Origin of the sequence: Sphingomonas sp. NPDC092440, assembly GCF_044754985.1 — a bacterium.
Classification (GTDB): domain Bacteria; phylum Pseudomonadota; class Alphaproteobacteria; order Sphingomonadales; family Sphingomonadaceae; genus Sphingomonas.
In genome coordinates this window covers 36,548-51,774 of the sequence record NZ_JBIVQA010000007.1, presented here as the reverse complement: position 1 = coordinate 51,774, position 15,227 = coordinate 36,548, and the positions used below count along the sequence as shown (strand labels likewise).

At 61.5% G+C, this 15,227-nt stretch carries 14 protein-coding genes and 3 pseudogenes; 9 read left to right on the top strand and 8 right to left on the bottom strand.

The window, feature by feature from the left end; all coding sequences use genetic code 11:
* The first annotated feature begins 48 nt into the window (after positions 1-48).
* The 5 genes and pseudogenes from ACIQCS_RS13175 to ACIQCS_RS13155 all read left to right on the top strand — a co-directional run.
* Positions 49-396 (top strand): DUF190 domain-containing protein, encoded by a 348-nt coding sequence (locus ACIQCS_RS13175; protein ID WP_286772161.1) that lies wholly within the window; start codon positions 49-51, stop codon positions 394-396.
* 10 nt (positions 397-406) lie between these two features.
* Positions 407-1,645, top strand: a complete 1,239-nt coding sequence (locus ACIQCS_RS13170; protein ID WP_401531086.1) for a sodium:proton exchanger — start codon at positions 407-409, stop codon at positions 1,643-1,645.
* A 448-nt stretch (positions 1,646-2,093) separates the two neighbouring features.
* Positions 2,094-2,450: an IS66-like element accessory protein TnpA gene (gene tnpA, locus ACIQCS_RS13165; protein WP_401531084.1), complete on the top strand. Its 357-nt coding sequence runs from the start codon at positions 2,094-2,096 to the stop codon at positions 2,448-2,450.
* On the top strand, positions 2,447-2,788 hold the full coding sequence (gene tnpB, locus ACIQCS_RS13160; RefSeq protein ID WP_353744683.1) for an IS66 family insertion sequence element accessory protein TnpB: 342 nt from the start codon (positions 2,447-2,449) through the stop codon (positions 2,786-2,788). Before tnpA ends, tnpB begins: the two co-directional genes overlap by 4 nt.
* A gap of 71 nt (positions 2,789-2,859) precedes the next feature.
* A pseudogene (locus ACIQCS_RS13155) lies at positions 2,860-3,165 on the top strand (IS66 family transposase); the annotation flags it as partial.
* A gap of 40 nt (positions 3,166-3,205) precedes the next feature.
* Here the strand turns inward: ACIQCS_RS13155 and ACIQCS_RS13150 are convergent.
* On the bottom strand, positions 3,206-4,405 hold the full coding sequence (locus ACIQCS_RS13150) for an IS256 family transposase (RefSeq protein WP_286772157.1): 1,200 nt from the start codon (positions 4,403-4,405) through the stop codon (positions 3,206-3,208).
* A gap of 49 nt (positions 4,406-4,454) precedes the next feature.
* On the opposite strand from ACIQCS_RS13150, the pseudogene tnpC reads away from it, so the two are divergent.
* Positions 4,455-5,831 (top strand): annotated as a pseudogene (tnpC, locus tag ACIQCS_RS13145) (IS66 family transposase); the annotation flags it as partial.
* Between the two features lie 31 nt (positions 5,832-5,862).
* Here the strand turns inward: tnpC and ACIQCS_RS13140 are convergent.
* Complete coding sequence (locus ACIQCS_RS13140) at positions 5,863-6,114, bottom strand: transposase (RefSeq protein WP_286772156.1); 252 nt, start codon at positions 6,112-6,114, stop codon at positions 5,863-5,865.
* 96 nt (positions 6,115-6,210) lie between these two features.
* Between ACIQCS_RS13140 and ACIQCS_RS13135 the strand changes: the two are divergent.
* A pseudogene (locus tag ACIQCS_RS13135) lies at positions 6,211-6,522 on the top strand (MauE/DoxX family redox-associated membrane protein); the annotation flags it as partial.
* A 268-nt stretch (positions 6,523-6,790) separates the two neighbouring features.
* Here ACIQCS_RS13135 and ACIQCS_RS13130 read toward each other — a convergent pair.
* The 6 genes from ACIQCS_RS13130 to ACIQCS_RS13105 all read right to left on the bottom strand — a co-directional run bounded on the left by ACIQCS_RS13130 (position 6,791) and on the right by ACIQCS_RS13105 (position 11,911).
* Complete coding sequence (locus tag ACIQCS_RS13130) at positions 6,791-6,964, bottom strand: hypothetical protein (RefSeq protein ID WP_286772155.1); 174 nt, start codon at positions 6,962-6,964, stop codon at positions 6,791-6,793.
* A gap of 279 nt (positions 6,965-7,243) precedes the next feature.
* Entirely contained in the window at positions 7,244-7,561 is a 318-nt protein-coding gene (locus ACIQCS_RS13125) for a hypothetical protein (protein WP_401531081.1), read from the bottom strand.
* A gap of 315 nt (positions 7,562-7,876) precedes the next feature.
* Complete coding sequence (locus ACIQCS_RS13120; RefSeq protein ID WP_286772153.1) at positions 7,877-8,209, bottom strand: four-helix bundle copper-binding protein; 333 nt, start codon at positions 8,207-8,209, stop codon at positions 7,877-7,879.
* An 85-nt stretch (positions 8,210-8,294) separates the two neighbouring features.
* Complete coding sequence (locus ACIQCS_RS13115; RefSeq protein ID WP_401531203.1) at positions 8,295-9,173, bottom strand: DUF4396 domain-containing protein; 879 nt, start codon at positions 9,171-9,173, stop codon at positions 8,295-8,297.
* A 70-nt stretch (positions 9,174-9,243) separates the two neighbouring features.
* Complete coding sequence (locus ACIQCS_RS13110) at positions 9,244-10,557, bottom strand: type II restriction endonuclease (protein ID WP_286772151.1); 1,314 nt, start codon at positions 10,555-10,557, stop codon at positions 9,244-9,246.
* Positions 10,558-11,380: 823 nt separating this feature from the next.
* The gene (locus ACIQCS_RS13105) at positions 11,381-11,911 is read right to left on the bottom strand and encodes a nuclear transport factor 2 family protein (protein WP_286772150.1); all 531 of its coding nucleotides are present in this window, start codon (positions 11,909-11,911) and stop codon (positions 11,381-11,383) included.
* A 522-nt stretch (positions 11,912-12,433) separates the two neighbouring features.
* On the opposite strand from ACIQCS_RS13105, the gene ACIQCS_RS13100 reads away from it, so the two are divergent.
* Both ACIQCS_RS13100 and ACIQCS_RS13095 read left to right on the top strand, forming a co-directional pair.
* Complete coding sequence (locus ACIQCS_RS13100; protein ID WP_286772149.1) at positions 12,434-12,928, top strand: hypothetical protein; 495 nt, start codon at positions 12,434-12,436, stop codon at positions 12,926-12,928.
* 222 nt (positions 12,929-13,150) lie between these two features.
* Positions 13,151-15,181, top strand: coding sequence for a cytochrome c/FTR1 family iron permease (locus ACIQCS_RS13095; protein ID WP_401531078.1), 2,031 nt, complete (start codon positions 13,151-13,153; stop codon positions 15,179-15,181).
* Positions 15,182-15,227 lie beyond the last annotated feature (46 nt).

Sequence of the window (15,227 nt, the reverse complement as noted above, 5' to 3'; positions counted from 1 at the left end):
GCATTCCGCTCGTATCCAACTCTTGAGTTCTTTCATTGGAGAGAAGCCATGGCAAGCATAAAGTTGCTCCGGATCTATACCGACGAGGCAGCGCATTTCGGCGACGAAAAAGTGTCCGAGGTGGTGGCGGAACGCGCGCGCAAGGCAAAGCTGGCCGGCGTGACGGTGGTGCGGGCACTTTTCGGATTCGGCCATAGCGCGCACCAGCACCGGCATCATTTGCTCGACGAGGACCAACCGCTCATCATCGAGATCATCGATGAGGAGGCGCACCTGCGTGCCTTCGCAGCCTCGCTCGCGGACATCCCGGGGATCGGGTTGATAACACTCGAGGCCGTCGAGATATTGTTTGAGGCATCGTCATCCGAAGAACACCCACAGCTGCCCACCGGCTGACGAGGCTAGCATGACAAGTCCCGTCCACACCCGAGCCTCGCTCGGAAGGTTCGCTGTCTATCTTGGCATAGCGGTCGCGATTACGGTGCCGGCATTAGCGCTGCGGCTGGGGGGATGGCGACCGGACCCGTTGCTTGATGCGCTGCTGTTCGGTGGCGCGATTTTAGCGGCCGGGTTCATGCTCTCCTGGGGTGCCGAGGCGGCCGAGAAGCGGATCAGCCAGGGCCTCATTGTTGCGGCTATCGCTTTAATCACGGTGCTGCCCGAATACGCAGTCGATTTCTATTATGCCTATGTCGCGGGTCAGAACCCGGACTCGAACTATGTCCATTATGCGGCCGCCAACATGACGGGTGCGAACCGTCTTCTCGTGGGCTTGGCGTGGCCTACGCTCGTGCTCATTCACTGGTTTCGTACGCGGGAGCGCCAAATCGACCTTGCCCCGGTCAACGCCGCGGAAGTCACGTTCCTGCTTATCGGCTCCATCTGGTCGTTTACAATCCTGCTGCGCAATGAGATCGGCCTACTCGATACGGTGGTGCTTGTCGCCGTCTTCGGCGTTTATGTCTGGCGCGTCAGCCGCCTTCCGAAGGCGGAAGAGGGCGAAGACGACGAACCCGGCCCGGCGGCGGCGCTGGCGACACTGTCCTCTGGTCGGCAATGGCTCGTCATGGGTGCCCTCACGATCGTTGCAGCCGCGGTGATCCTGGTGTCGGCGGAGCCCTTTGCCGAAGCGATGGTGGGCTCGGGCCGCGTGCTGGGATTCGACGAATTCCTGCTCATCCAGTGGCTCGCGCCGCTCGCGAGCGAAGCGCCCGCGGCCACGATTGCGATCCTGTTCGTCCTGTCGGGCCGCGCCGCCAACGGGCTCGCGACGATGATCTCTGACAAGATCAATCAGTGGACGTTGCTCGTCGGCATGCTGCCGCTGGCGATGAGCCTCGGCGCGGGCAGTTTTTCCGCACTGCCGCTCGATGCGCGGCAACATGAGGAATTTTTCCTTACCGCTGCCCAATCGATTTTCGGGATCGCGTTGCTCTTGAGGCTTCGGCTCAGCCTCTGGGGAGCGCTCGCCCTCGCCATCCTGTTCCTGGTGCAGGTTGGACTGGCGCTACGCTTCCTCGGCGGCGAGACCGCCGCGATCGCCACGTTGACCGGGCTTGCCTGGGCCTATCTGGCGCTGGCGATGATCGTCTTCATCGCTAATGCAAAGTCGTTCGGTCTCCTGCTGCGTGTCGGCATATCGTAAGCGCGAAATTCAGCGCACCTGTTCGGTTGAGTGATGCGGTGTGAAGGAAGTGTCCACCAAGGATGAGGTGGACACATGCAGATGCTGCCGATGGGCCGGTGTGGTCTCCAGGTCGTGCGGGTGACGAGTAACGGCCGGCGCTATTACTATGTGGCGGGGAAGGCCCGTTGGTTGAGGCGTGCCTGGAGCCGGGGGTACCCTTACGCCGGTTCCCTCCGATCATGCAGCTTCCACCGACCGGATAAGCCGGGTCAGGGTCGCGCCTTCGATGCCGCTATCGAAGCGAAGACGCCGCCCTTGCGCCAGACACAGCTCGACGACGGAGGGTGAAACTATCCGCTCCCCGCGCGCGGGCTCGTAGCCATCCGGCGGGAGCCGCTTGTTGATGGGCGGCGGTGTCCTCAGGACGTCCTTAAGTTCGCACATAAGGACGCACGTTAGGACGGCGATGACACAGGTAACGGTGTTGACGGGGGCGAACCGCCGCCGGGATTGGTCGGATGAGGAGCGGCTGGAGATTTTGCGGGAGGCGTTCGCGCCGGGCGCGAAGGTCCAGCACGTTGCCCGGCGTTACGACATTTCTCGCAGTCTGATCTATGAGTGGCGGAGGGCTGCTTTGCGCCGCGCACGGGCTGCCTTCGTTCCGGCGGTGGTCGACGATGCGCCCGATCCGACCCTGGCTCCGTCGCCGCCGCCCGAGCCGGAAGCGGCGATCGTGCTGGAGATGGCCGATGGGCGCCGCATGCGGATTTCGGCGTCGGCGCCACCCGCGCTGGCGGCGGCCGCACTGAGGGCGGTGCGGTGATTCCATCGGGCGCGCGAGTGTGGATCGCGATGGGCCACACCGATATGCGACGTGGGATGCAGAGTCTGGCGGCGATGGTCCAGCAGCACTTCACCAGGGACCCGTTCGCCGGCGATCTGTGGGTCTTTCGGGGCCGCAGCGGCACGCTGATCAAGATTATCTGGCACGACGGGATTGCTATGTCGCTCTACACGCGGCGGCTCGAGCGAGGTAAATTCATCTGGCCCTCGGCGAAGGACGGCGTCGTGTCGCTGACGAGTTCGCAACTTTCCTGCCTGCTCGACGGGATCGACTGGCGCAACCCGCAGTATTCCTGGCGTCCGCAGAGCGCTGGCTGAGCGTCGGTTTCCTTCGCAGGCCACCGCATTTTCAGGTTGCACCGGGCGGCTGGCGATGATTCACTTCGCTTGTGGAAGCTGCCGTTTCGCCCTTTCCGGACGACGCCGATGCGCTCAAGGCGCTCCTCGCGACGGCGCTTCTGAGAGCTGACGAGGCCGAGCAACGCGCCGCAGATGTCGAGGCCGAACTGGCCAACGCCCGTGCCCTCGCGAGCACCACCGAGGCGATGATCGCGCACCTCAAGCTCCAGATCGCGAAGCTGAAGCGCGAGCAATATGGTCCCAGCGCCGAACGCACCCGCCGCCTGCTCGAACAAATGGAGCTCAAGCTTGAGGATCTGGAAGCCGACGCGGCCGAGGACGAACTCGCCGCCGAGGGCCTGTCGGAAATTTTGTGCGCGGAGCCGGTTTCGTTCATCAGGCGATGAACCGTTCACCGAAGATAACGGCGAATTGGGTTTTAGCCTCGAACCACTCGCGCGGGGCCCGTTTCCACTCGTCGGCCGCCTGATTGAGAACAAGGTATAACAGCTTCATCGCGGCCTCGTCACCCGGGAAGTGGCCGCGGGTACGAACAGCGCGGCGTAGCTTTGAGTTGAGCGCCTCGATCGCGTTCGTGGTGTAAATGATCCGGCGGATCGGCGCGCTGAATGCAAAAAACGGGATGACCTGCTCCCAATGGCGGCGCCAGCTTTGTGCGATTGCAGGATATTTTCGGCCCCAATGGCCTTCCTCGAAGGCGTCCAGCGCGGCGCGGCCGGCATCGGCATTTTCCGCGCGATAGACGCTGCGCAGAGCACTGGCGATGGCCTTGCGATCTTTCCAGGAAGCAAAGCTCATCGAGTTGCGGATCAGGTGCACCACGCACGTTTGAACGACGGTTTCCGGGAATACGGCGTTGATCGCCTCCGGGAAGCCCTTCAGGCCATCGACGACCGCGATCAGGATATCGGCCACGCCACGGTTCTTGAGCTCGTTCATCACGCGCAGCCAGAATTTGGCACCCTCGGTCTGCTCGATCCAGATGCCGAGGATCTCCTTCGTGCCGTCCGGCAAGATGCCCAGCGCGATGTAGACCGCCTTGTTGCGGACGAACCCTTCGTCGCGGATCTTCACCCGGATCGCGTCAAAGAAAACAAGCGGATAGCAAATATCGAGCGGGCGGCCCTGCCATTCCGCGACCGTTTCCAGCACCGCGTCCGTGATCGTCGAAACCAGGTCCGGCGAGACGTCGATGCCGTACAGCTCCTCGAGGTGCCCGCGGATCTCGCGCACCGTCATGCCCCGCGCGTACATCGAGATGATCTTCGCGTCGAAATCGGGAAAGCGCCGCTGGTATTTGGCGATCAGCTTCGGGTCGAACGTCCCGGCCCGGTCACGCGGTATGTCCAGCGTCATCTTCGACGCACCCGTCAACACCGTCTTCTTCGACGAACCGTTACGCCGATTGGCAGCGCCCGCGGCTTCCTCGCTTTCCAGATGATCATCCAACTCCGCTGACAGCATCCGCTCCGACAGCGCCTTCTTCAGTTCGTCTATCAAGCCGTCCTTGGCAAACAGCTCATTCGGATCCCGCCCTGCCAGCAACTGATCCAATACGTCCTTCTCGATCGCCATGCCGATGGTCCTTTCTCTTCCATCTTATGGCTCCGCGCACAAAATTTTCGACAGGCCCGCCGCCGAAGCCACCGCGGCGAAGACGGCGACCGTTTCCGCATTCCAGCGCAGGAAGCCGGTCAGAAAGCCGTTCCCCGAACATCTGCCACGCGAACGCGTCATCGTGCCCGCGCCGTGCTCGTGCCCGGCTTGTGGCGGCGAGCACCTGTCCAAGCTCGGCGAGGACGTGACCGAGACGCTCGAGGTGATCCCGCGCGCGTGGAAGGTCATCCAGACAGTGCGCGAGAAGTTCGCCTGCCGCGATTGCGAGAAGATCACCCAACCGCCTGCGCCGTTCCACGTCACGCCGCGCGGATGGGCCGGCCCCGGCTTCCTCGCCATGCTGCTGTTCGACAAATACGGCCAGCATCAGCCGCTCCACCGCCAGGCCGAGCGCTTCGCCAGCGAAGGTGTGCCGCTCAGCGTGTCGACCCTCGCCGACCAGATCGGTGCGGCCTGCCACGCGCTCATGCCGGTCTTCCACCTGATCGAGGGGCACACATTCGCTGCCGAGCGCCTGCATGGCGACGATACCACCGTGCCGGTCATGGCCAAGGGCAAGACTGTCACCGGTCGATTATGGGATTACGTGCGTGACGATCGCCCCTTCGGGGGCAACGACCCGCCGTCGGTCGTCTTCTACTATTCCCGCGATCGGTGCGGTGACCATCCACGGCACCACCTCGCGGGCTGGTCAGGGATTCTGCAGGCCGACGCCTATACCGGCTACAATGAGCTCTATGTGCCCAACCGGCAGCCGGGGCCGATCCTGGAGGCGGGATGCTTCGCTCATGCGCGCAGAAAGTTTTTCGAGCTCGCTGACGTCGAGGGCGCGGCACGCAAGAAGAGCCGTGGCAAGAAGGCACCGATCGTCTACCCGATCGCGCTCGAGGCCGTGCAGAAGCTCGACACCCTGTTCGCGATCGAACGCGATATCAACGGCAAGAGCCCGGCCGAGCGCAGCGCGGTCCGGCATGAACTCAGCGCGCCACTGATGAGCGAGCTCCACGATTGGTTGAATGCACAACTCGCCCGGATCTCACGCAACCACGATCTCGCCAAGGCCATCAACTATATGCTGCGCCGTTGGGACGCGTTCACCCGCTTCCTCACCGATGGCAGGATCTGCTTGTCGAACAACGCCGCCGAGCGGTCGCTGCGCTGTGTACCTCTCGGGCGCAAGTCGTGGTTGTTCTGTGGCTCCGACCGCGGCGGTCAGCGGGCGGCGGTCGCTTATTCTCTCATCCAGACCGCTCGCCTCAACAACGTCGATCCACACGCCTGGCTCGCCGACGTCCTTGCCCGCATCGCCGACCATCCCGCCAACCGCCTCGACGAACTGCTGCCGTGGAATTGGCGCAACACTCAGATCGCAATCGCCGCCTGATCCAAACTACCCTGCGGTCTCCGGCGAATGCTTACGCGGGCTCAGCGTTCAGCATGGGAGCGCCGATGTCGACCGGCACAAAGGTCGGCCCAACCGGCGCCGGCAGCAATCCTCGCTTTTTGAACTGACCGCGCCAATTATAAATCTGGCTTCGTGACACATCGTAGCACCGCGCAACGCGCGCCAACGTCTCGCCGTTCAGCCCCACCGCGGCGAGGATCTCCAGCTTCTCCGCGTCCGCCCAATGACGTCGCCGTTCCCGGCCCAATACCTCCACCGCCACCCCTCGCTCTCGCTCAGGACGTCCATATCGACGTCCTTATGGACGTCTCTTACCCGCTCATCTCACCTCCCGGCAGGCGGCCTCACCCCTTCGGTTACGGCGAAGCGCTGGGTGCCCTATTCCTACATTTACCCATTCGCGGAAGCTGGGGCAGGGGGGCTAATGACGGCGGGCGCGCTGACTTGGCTGTCGGTGCCGGTGGCGCTCATCATCGGGATGATCGGCGCCGTTTCGGTGTTCAAGGCCGTCTATATCGACAAACGAGAGCTGAAGTGCGTTTGCGTGGGCGGGGACATCAACGTGCCGCTCGGCTTCATTTCGCTCACCGAGAACGTGATGATGATGGCGATGGCGCTTTGGATGCTGGCGGCGCCGGCTTCGACGGCGATGGCGTTGCCCCCGATGTGAGGCTGGCCCGCAACGTGAAAAATCGGACCGATCGTCTGGTAAAGCGCAAGGTAGGTTGGCGGCTGAGCGTCCACGCCCGACCTGTGCAGAAAATTCTATAGCCTCAAGAGTCTATTGCTTGGGAATGAGGTTAGATCGCCGTGCCGTTGCCGCGAACGCAATACCAACTCTAAAATGTCGCCGAACGGCAATCGTCAGTAGATGCCGATATTCAACACGAGTCCCTCCCGGAGGAGTGACTCGTGTTCTATGCCTTTGCTGAATGCGATTACTTGGCTTTCGCGTGCGCGGCCTTCATCTTCATAGGTGCTTTGTGAACATGTTTGGCGGCCTGTGAATGCGAATGGGCCGCCTTGGCGCCCTTGTGGTGGGGTGAGGCGGCGGCGATCTGGGGCAGGGCAATGAGTGCGGCTGCGGGCAGCAGGAGGAAAAGGCGACGCATGGCAAATCTCCATTCCGGGGAATTCCGGCGGTGGAGACGAGTATTGTTTAATCATCTGTCAAGTCCTTGTCGCCCTGATGAAATCGATGACAGCCAAGTTGCCGCCGCCGGAATTCATCGACACTCGGTACGGCATGCTGCCGCAGATCCTGTACTAAAGTCCCCTCATGAGTTGTTTCCGGCCGGCGTCTCACGTCTGCGCGCGCCTGAATGCAAAAGAACCGGGCGGTGTGCCCGGTTCTTCGGTTCATGTTAACTCGCGACAGGGCAGGGCGCGATTCAATGGCCGTAATAGGTGTTGCCATGGCCTCGGTTATGGCCACCCCAGCGGACGGTCGGTCGAGAATGGTAATAATCGTCGCCCGCGTAGTGGGCATTTCCGCTCGCATGTCCCCAGCGCTGGCTGTGGCCAGGTCGACTACCATACCCATGGCTGTCGTGCCTGCTTCGTTCCGCCCAATGCTCATTATGTCCTCCCTCGTAGGCGCGCGGCGCATGGCTGCCGCTATGGCCCCACTCTTGGGCGGTTGCCGCGCTCGGCATCATCGCCGTAACAGAAGTGGCGGCCACCGCGGCGGCAAACATCTTGCGTAACATTACTACTCTCCTTCGCGCGTCTGCTCACACGGAGAACAATGCTAGAAGTAATGCGAGGCCCATGAATTTCTCATGAACATTCCAGTAAGCCAAGGTTTAACTTGATATGATCATAACTGTTTATGTTGGAACTTTGTAATATATATGTTGAAGAGGACGATCGCAGTCTGGCGCCTAACTCCATCTCTATCCTTGACGTTGTGCTGCTGCTTGTTCGTTCCGCGAGGCTGAATCCCGTTGGCCGTCAAGGGTGGGTTGATCGGAGCGCGCGGTGTTCTCGTGCGTAGCCGGTTCGAGTGCCTGCGCCAGTGCCGTTCAGGCTGCCATCCGATCGCAAGCGTCGGCGCATTTGCGACACGCGGCGGCGCAGTCTTCCATTCCGTCCAACCCCTCGCAACTCGCGGCGCACGCCCGACAAATCTCAGCGCAATCGCGGCAGATATGCTGACGGTGAGCGGAGTTGCACGCCATGAAGTCGATCGCGGCAGCGCAAATCTGCGCGCAGTCGAACATGATCTTCACGTGCGCCGGCTGGGTGTGCTGACCGCCCGTCTCAAGGCAATGGTTCATCGCCATATGGAGGCAGGTCACGTTGCATTCGTGACAGGCGTCCATGCACGCCCTCATGTTGGGGTCGATCTGATGCATCGGTTTATCTCCGTTCGGACTCCATCGATCATAACTACGCGCTGTGCGCGCTCACCCCTTGCCGATATCGTTCCGCAGGGCAACGCTACATTGCCCAGCGCCCGAACAGCGTTGCAACGACGACGCCTGCACCAAGCATGACAAGGGTTAGCATCGCCATCGCGGCGATCTGCGGCGGAGTCGCGCGCGAGCCGGACGCCATGCCGCTCATCCCCTGCATCGCGTCATGCTCCATGCCGGGCATCTCCGTCACCGATCGCCGGTCCGCCGCGACCTCGTGGCCGCCATGCCCGAGCACCCGCACCGTGCCCATGCCGTGCTTCAAGCGCACGCCGACAAGCCAAAGGTTGATCGGATAGGCGACGGCGAAACCAACGAGTGTCGCCAGCGACATGACGCCCCAAAAGCGCAGCGAGCTGGCGTGCATCGCGGCCATGTCGCGGCTCATCAACACCACCATCGTCGGGATCATGCCGGCCATGACGGCATTCATCGAAAGCCATTCGGGGATGAACGACATGCGCAGCGCCCCCCTATAGGAACCGCCCGCCATGTCGCGCATGAACAGCGCCTGGAAAATCAGCAGCCCGAACGCGAAGCCGAATGCATATTCCGCGACCACGTCCTGCCACATCGGCAAGCCAAGCGCCGTGGTGATCGCGGCCGCGGCGATGACGCCAGTCGCGTCGCCCGCCATGCAATGGATGGCCGAGCCGAATGCCTGCTTCCATAGCGGCCGAACAAAATCCTCATGCCGCTCGTTCGCGGGTTCCTGGCAGGACAGGACATAGGCCGCGGCCATGATCGGACCGCCGTAGAGCGTGACCAGCAGCCACCCCCATTTCATCACTTTCAGCTCGGGGTTGCGAGTGAAGGCATCCCACGCGACGTAGGCGACGGAAAGTGCGGTCAGCACGAACCACGCGACCAGCACGGAATCGAGCCAGGGAACTTGGGAAGACATCGTCACGGCAGCTTTGCTCCTCTGCTAGAGGATACGCGGCTCCGAACGCAAACCCTTATTCGCCGGCGTCTCAGGCGAGCTTGCTGGACACGGCCTTGATGGCCTTCAACCCCGATCCGAACCGCGCGATGGCATCCCTATTCTTCTCCAGCTCGCCATAGGGCAAGTAGGATATGTCGAGGTCGGCGACGCGGCTGAATGCCGGTCGCTGCAATTGCGCGCGAACGTCCGCCTCGCGCGCGTCTGGCGCGACAAGGAACAGCCCGGCGGTCGCGTGAAGATCGCTGCCGCTCAGCGCCAAGTCGAGCATTCTGACGATGCCCGAATAGATCGAGGTCGAATGCTCCACCTCGAACGCGGCGGCCACGTGATCGCCGGCCTTCTCAAGCCACAGAACATCGATCAGGCGGATGGAGTCCGCGCCCTTCGACGTCGCGATCGTGTCGGGCAGGCGCTCAAGGCAACCGGCTCCAAGGGGCGATCCGTTGAAGGACCGGCTGCGATCGTTTGCGGCGATCCACACGTCATAGCCGATCGCCAGCCCTAGATCGCGAAGCCACGCCTGTATCTCGGTATGCGTGCGCTCGTTCTCACCTTCACGCTGCGCGGCCTTGCTGAGCGTGCGCGCTTCCTCGCGCGCTGCCTCAAGTTGCTGACTCCAGGTCGTCAGCGCTGCTCCAGTTCCATCGAGGGGAGGAGCAGGGTAGCGATCGGAGCCGATGTCGAACAGCAAGCCGCCGATCGCGCCAAGGTCGTTCGACAGGAGGTCGCGGTGGCGTTCGTTCAAATCGAGAATGCCGGTCCGCATTGCCAGAAAATGCTCCCAGCTCCCGAGCTTCACGTTTGCGCCGGTCAGCGCGTTATAGCCCCTGACGATAGCGGTGTTGAAGGGCGGCATCAGCGTTGGGTGAAGAAAATAGAGCAGGTTGGCGACAGCCGGCCCGAGCCCCTTGATCTTCAAGCGGTCGATCGCGTGAATATGGCCGATGATCTCCTCAGCCGTGTCGCAGCAGGAACAAGAGTCGAGCAGACGACCGAACGCGCGTTGGTTGTCGGCGCTTTCGTAGATGTCGGGGATGCGCAGTTTCGGTTTCCAGAGAAATGCATGGTCGGCGCCTCTAAAGATTTGGCGCTGTTCCGCGACGGAGTGGACGACGGTTTCAAGTGAAGATCCACGATAGGCGACGCCGAACGTACCCACCTCGATCTCGTCGACAACCTGGGCGATGCCGCGCCGGATCGAGCGGAAGTTCTTGAGCCGTTCGTCCCACAGAAACCAGTTCCGGTAGGTCGCGCCAGGGTCGTCGCGCCAGCGCATGACCAACCGGCGAACAAGGCCGTCGTGCGTCTCACTTTGAATGGGCTGGCAGCTGGTAGTCGTCATAGGTCCGGAATTCCCCCTGGAGACGTGCAGGTTAGAATGGCCTCTTGGAATCGTCGAGCGTTTGTATCTGATCAGGCGGAATTCGCTGCCGAGTTTACTGCGCGGTCATGCGTAGCGGCGTGCGGACAACCCTCACATTACGTCAAATACGATGGCTTGTGCATGCCTGTACGAGCCATTTTCGACAAGCCGCATCGCGCACCGATCCTGAAGGAGAATGATTGGCGGCCGAAGCTGCCGTAAGGCACAGCCTTGGACAAGCTGACTTCGGCTGTGTTGCGGCATTGTCGCGATCGGCGCCACGAGCCGTCGCGCCGCTCTCTCGCTTCGTCAGCCGCTGCAACGCTGCCGACGCCGAGGCAGGATCCGAGAAGATTTCCCCGTGAAACCTCGCATTGTCGCGGCGCGCCGTTGGCGAAAGCAACAACAATTTTCAGTTTTGAGGCGGCCAAACCGCCTGGAAGACTGCTATCGTGGTCAATGGTACGCCCAAGCCAGGCTTGGAGCCAGATTTGGCCGCTCCGCAGCCCTCCATCTGGGTTCACGCGGCGGGCAGGCCATCCTCACCTGGGAACCTATGGCCTGCGCGATTACTCTTTGATGGATCCAGGCCCCGCTCGCGTCTGCGCGAGAAAGCTCGCGATATACGCGTCAATACTATATGCAAACGCAGAACAGACAATGCGGTGTTAGCGGGCGCGGGCCGACAATTTTGTGTCGGCCCGGCCGCAAGCAAAGTATCATCAAAATCCCCACGCAAGCCGCGCCTGCCTCAAGGTGGTCTCGTCAGCGTAGCAGCCAATCGAACCCCGGAGTTTCCCGTTTACTTGTCAACCGGAGGCTTGCGGCTCGACGTATGTAGGACCATAATCCTCCAACTTCCAGAAACTTTCTTGAGCACGCTGGTGGCAACGCCGCGCCGCTGAACCTTCTCGCCATTCCTGGTTGTGATCGTGTAGTCGTAAGCCTCGTCCGCTAACGCAAGGCCATCCTCCATTCTGACCGACGCGCGGTAGTTGCTGAAACGGAACGAAGAGAATTGCTTAAGCTCTGGTCCGAGGTGATGCGCGAGATACTGCGGATAAGTCCCTTCGCTGCCTCCGCTTTCGAAAATCTCGGAGTCGGAAGAGAACAATTGCTCTGTGCCGGTAGCATCAAGGCGCTCGATCGCCTCCTTATATTGTTCGAGAACCGCCCGAACCGCTACGGTCTCCGGTGAACCTGATTGGGCGAAGGCAGGAGTGGTCAGTAATGTCGCGATAGCGAGGAAGCGCGGTAGACCGCTCCGCAATGCACGCCGACACCACGCTGATGTGTCTGGGCGTGTCTGGGCACGAAAGAACGTAGCGCGCATGATCTTACCTTCAAAAGAGCAGTTTCAATGATTGGTGCAGCTTGGCGGGGATCGTTCACCTGCGTCAAGACCTCGCGTGGCAAACTTGCGCGGCTGCAACCCAATCGCTCGAGAGAGCCGGCCCGCGGCGAAGCCAATCGCTAATCGCCCGCACCATCTTCATCGAGGCCTTCAATATTTTGACGACGTGGAAGGCTCGACATTCCCGCGAAGTGAGAGGCGAAAGATGAGTGTTTCCCTTCCGACGGCGATAGAACATCCGCGATCTTCGGCTGCGGAACTGGATTCCGCCTCTGAAGCCTCCAATCCAATAGCTTGACCAACCGAAAAAGGCTGCTGCTGCTGATGACACCGTTTTAATCATCCAGTCAGCCTGCAGTCGGGGTGTACGGGGACAATCCGTCGCTGACCTGGGACCGGCTATGCGCGCGCATTTGAACCTGAAGACGCCTGCCGTTTCGAAGATCGCGCTATAAGGCAGGACCGCGAAATGTTGAAGGCGATCTTTGGTGGCGGGTTCTAATGGCAAAGCGTTCGCAGGGCGGCTGCGTAATGCAGTTGACTCAGTTATTTCCGATTCGCCGCGTCAAACGGAATTGGTCAGCGCTGTCGCGAACACTAAGCAAGCAGCAGCGACTCGCTCGCTGGATCGAATTGCTCAATCGCCGTCCGACCGAGATGCTACGTTTGCTGCCGCCGACGTGGTGCCTCACGCTCGCGGAGCAAAAGACGCTATTGACGAGCGGAACTGCCATAGAAATAGCTTATCTTGATCCTATTCTTCGTTTGAATGGATTGCGGGATCCACATCTGACAGACGCAATGGCGTTTTTCGGGCTGAGTTCAAAAGACGCCGACCGAATTTTCGGAAAATCACGGTACAACGAAGAGCGCTCCGCGGGTGATACCGTCATACGAATCCAGAATGTCGCCAATAAACGTCGCGAACATAGATTGGTATGTTCATTTTTGTTGGCGTCGGGGCTGATTGCCGCAGCTTTGTCTTTCCTATTTTGAGTGCGCCGTACGAGATAGTGTTGCGGTTGCTGTGGCTGTCCACGGCGCGGGGAGGCCAGAGACAGGAGGCGTTTCTTCGGCGGTGGCATACGAAATCGCCGCTCCGCCTGCGCGTTGGTCTGCGCTCCGCGACAACACTTGCTGGTAATCGTGCCGATTCGCGCTAATGCGAGTTGATCGCAATCAATATTTTTTGTTAATGCGGCAAATGTACGAGGCGAGATGACCGAACTGACTATCGGCGCACACGGTGCGGCTGCCTATTTCGCGCCTTCCGGCGCGATCGGGACGTCCGGTTTCTTACTGCGGTCCCTGCGTCAGACACTAATCGCATTGCTCTTCCTCGTCGCGATACCTGAAGCTCTTCACGCGGCCCATACAGCCGACCACGATGAGGTGCAAACCGCATGGCGGCTGCTTGACTATGTGGCGGTCGACTACAGCGGCGCGGTCGAGCACGGCCGCATTAAGAATGCGTCCGAATATGCCGAGATGACCGAGTTCGCAGCCTCGGTTTCGGGTCGTCTCCGCAATCTGCCGGCTATGGCAGAGCGCAAGGCGCTCATCGAAGGGGCCGCCAACCTCCAAGCTATGATTGCCCGAAAGAGCGCGCCGGGAGGCGTTACAACGCTCGCTCACCGTCTTGCGGCCGATCTGCTTGTCGCCTATCCGGTGCCGCTTGCGCCCGACAAGATCCCGAACATCGCCGGGGGAGCAGCCTTGTTCAAACAAACCTGCTCGGCCTGCCACGGGATGACAGGCAACGGGCATGGCCCTGACGCGGCCAAGCTCTCAACCCCTCCAATCGCGTTTACTGATGCGGCACGCGCGCGCCAGCGCAGCGTGTTCGCGCTCTACCAAGCGGTCACACAGGGGATCGATGGAACCGCGATGCAGAGCTTCGCCGATCTGCCAACTGATGAGCGTTGGGCGGTCGCGTTCCGCGCCGGAAGCTTTGCGTTCAGCGACGCACAGGCGCGTAAAGGGGAACGGCTGTGGAGGGCGGACGCGGCGCTTCGCCAGCGCATTCCGGATCTTAAAACTTTAGCCACGATCACCCCAGCCGCCCTTGGAGCGGCTATTGGCGAGGCCAAGGCAGATGCGGTGCTCGCGTTTCTGCGCCGTCAGCCCGACCAGGTCATGCAACAGGCTCCTGGCTCGCTGGCGGTAGCGCGGACCAAGCTAGGCGAAAGCGTCGCCGCTGCCCGGCGTGGCGACTGGCGTACGGCGAAAAAGCTGGCACTGTCCGCCTATCTTGACGGGTTCGAGCCGATCGAACCGACACTCACCGCCCGCGACGCGACGGTCATGGGTCGTATCGAAAGCAAGATGGGCGAGTATCGCGCTGCGATTGATCGCGGCGCCGCGCCCGATGATCTCGCCGAAAAGGTAACGGTGCTCGACGGGCTTTTCGACGAAGCGGAAGCCGCGCTCGCGCCCGATACGGCAACAAGGGCCTCCACTTTCGTGGGTGCTTTTACGATCCTGCTACGCGAAGGGCTGGAAGCGCTGCTCATCGTCGTCGCCATGATCGCCTTCCTTCGCAAGGCCGAGCGTGGTGATGCGCTACGCTATGTTCATGGCGGGTGGATCGGCGCACTCCTCGCGGGCGGGATTACCTGGGCGGTCGCCACCTATGCTATCGGGATCAGCGGCGCGAGCCGCGAGCTGACGGAAGGGTTCGGATCACTGCTCGCGGCGATCGTTCTGCTGTCCGTCGGGATATGGATGCACGGCAAGGCGCAAGCCGATCAGTGGCAACGCTATATCCGGGAGAAGATGGCGCGGGCGCTCACAGGTGGATCCGGTTGGTTCCTGTTCGGACTAGCCTTCGTGGTTGTCTATCGCGAGGTTTTCGAGACGATATTGTTCTACGCCGCACTCTGGACGCAGGGCAACGGGCCCGTGCTGCTCGCTGGCGCAGGGTCGGCCGTGCTGCTGCTCGCGGTGATCGCCTGGGCCATGCTTCGCTACAGCAGAACGCTGCCGATCGCACAGTTCTTTCGCTACAGTGCATGGCTGATGGCAGCACTGACGGTCATTCTCGCGGGCAAGGGCGTTGCAGCACTCCAGGAGGCAGGCATCTTCGACATCTCGCCGCTTGCGAATGTGCCTCGGTTCTCCATGCTGGGCCTCTTTCCGACCAGGCAGTCGGTGGCGGCGCAGCTGCTGATGCTGATCGCGATCATCGCCGGTTTCGCCAGCAATCGGCGCAAGGGCGTGCGCCCGTCAAATTTCTCGCCGGCCGAATAGGCTCCGCTATTCTCGCCGTTAACCCACGCCGGCTGTCCCCATGCAC

What these genes read in the sequence shown, in the direction of transcription:
- ACIQCS_RS13175 (WP_286772161.1), top strand. Translation starts at nt 49, where the DNA reads ATGGCAAGCATAAAGTTGCTCCGGATCTATACCGACGAGGCAGCGCAT.
- ACIQCS_RS13170 (WP_401531086.1), top strand. Translation starts at nt 407, where the DNA reads ATGACAAGTCCCGTCCACACCCGAGCCTCGCTCGGAAGGTTCGCTGTC.
- tnpA (WP_401531084.1), top strand. Translation starts at nt 2,094, where the DNA reads ATGACACAGGTAACGGTGTTGACGGGGGCGAACCGCCGCCGGGATTGG.
- ACIQCS_RS13150 (WP_286772157.1), bottom strand. Translation starts at nt 4,405, where the DNA reads ATGGCGATCGAGAAGGACGTATTGGATCAGTTGCTGGCAGGGCGGGAT.
- ACIQCS_RS13130 (WP_286772155.1), bottom strand. Translation starts at nt 6,964, where the DNA reads ATGCGTCGCCTTTTCCTCCTGCTGCCCGCAGCCGCACTCATTGCCCTG.
- ACIQCS_RS13125 (WP_401531081.1), bottom strand. Translation starts at nt 7,561, where the DNA reads ATGTTACGCAAGATGTTTGCCGCCGCGGTGGCCGCCACTTCTGTTACG.
- ACIQCS_RS13120 (WP_286772153.1), bottom strand. Translation starts at nt 8,209, where the DNA reads ATGCATCAGATCGACCCCAACATGAGGGCGTGCATGGACGCCTGTCAC.
- ACIQCS_RS13115 (WP_401531203.1), bottom strand. Translation starts at nt 9,173, where the DNA reads ATGTCTTCCCAAGTTCCCTGGCTCGATTCCGTGCTGGTCGCGTGGTTC.
- ACIQCS_RS13110 (WP_286772151.1), bottom strand. Translation starts at nt 10,557, where the DNA reads ATGACGACTACCAGCTGCCAGCCCATTCAAAGTGAGACGCACGACGGC.
- ACIQCS_RS13105 (WP_286772150.1), bottom strand. Translation starts at nt 11,911, where the DNA reads ATGCGCGCTACGTTCTTTCGTGCCCAGACACGCCCAGACACATCAGCG.
- ACIQCS_RS13100 (WP_286772149.1), top strand. Translation starts at nt 12,434, where the DNA reads ATGGCAAAGCGTTCGCAGGGCGGCTGCGTAATGCAGTTGACTCAGTTA.
- ACIQCS_RS13095 (WP_401531078.1), top strand. Translation starts at nt 13,151, where the DNA reads ATGACCGAACTGACTATCGGCGCACACGGTGCGGCTGCCTATTTCGCG.